Source organism: Elstera litoralis (assembly GCF_000963705.1).
In the GTDB taxonomy this organism is placed as follows: domain Bacteria; phylum Pseudomonadota; class Alphaproteobacteria; order Elsterales; family Elsteraceae; genus Elstera; species Elstera litoralis.
This window is the reverse complement of the sequence record NZ_LAJY01000649.1, coordinates 1-817: the sequence shown is the minus strand read 5'-3', so window position 1 is coordinate 817 and position 817 is coordinate 1. Positions and strand designations below refer to the sequence as shown.

Genomic DNA, 817 nt, shown 5'->3' with positions numbered 1-817 from the left:
AGTTTGAAACCGATTCGGTACCGCTACTCATACGGTATTTCTCACAGGATGGATGACATCTTAGCAGTGATAAACGATTTTTTTCTTGGCAGCGCCGCTAAGCCCGTGCTACTTACCCGCCACCGCACAAGAACGCTCCGGCCTTCTTGCTGTTGGGAGATCGTCTAATGGTAGGACAGCGGATTCTGACTCCGCCAATCTAGGTTCGAGCCCTAGTCTCCCAGCCAATTCAAAAATAAAAGAATTTTTAGATTTCCAAATGCAACCGCATATCGGCGGTCGTTTGCTAACCTAGCCTGCGCATTTCCTTATTCCGGAAACCGAAACGGCAAAATTCGATCACCGTCCGGGGTGCCGGACCAGATGCGCTCGAAACTCTCGACGATCTGTTGACCGTAGTCCGCATAGGGAATTTCCAGCGCCCGCAGCCAGGGGGCGACCCAGCGGTTCAGGGGGGTGCCGTCGATGCTGGTTAAAACGCAGTCGGATGGAATGTCGATGCCCCGTTCCAGGGCACGGCGATGAACACCATAGGCGATTTGGTCGCTGACGCACAGAATGGCGTCGGGCATAGGCCCGGAAGAAAACATCCGCTCACCCCCGTCATAACCGATTTGAAGGTGGGAGAGCCCGTGCCCGCCCTCTTGCCGGATGGGGGGGAGGGTGGTCGGGCCGTGCTCTTTGAGGTGCGTGAGGAAACCGTCAACGCGCTCGCGGGCGGCTGAAAATGCGTTCTGGGGAAAGATAACGGCGGGGGCTTTGCGGCCTTCGGCGAGGAAACGTTCGGCGACGGCGGCCCCGGCGCTGCGATTGTCGA

1 protein-coding gene and 1 tRNA gene are annotated in these 817 nt (G+C 57.4%); one reads left to right on the top strand and one right to left on the bottom strand.

The genetic code is table 11. From position 1 onward, the window contains the following. Positions 1 to 153: 153 nt before the first annotated feature. Positions 154 to 227: transfer RNA gene (locus VZ95_RS18630), tRNA-Gln, on the top strand. Positions 228 to 308: 81 nt separating this feature from the next. On the opposite strand, the gene VZ95_RS18625 is transcribed toward VZ95_RS18630, so the two are convergent. Next, positions 309 to 817 (bottom strand): substrate-binding domain-containing protein (locus tag VZ95_RS18625; RefSeq protein WP_045777194.1); only part of this gene is annotated, 509 nt, incomplete at its 5' end.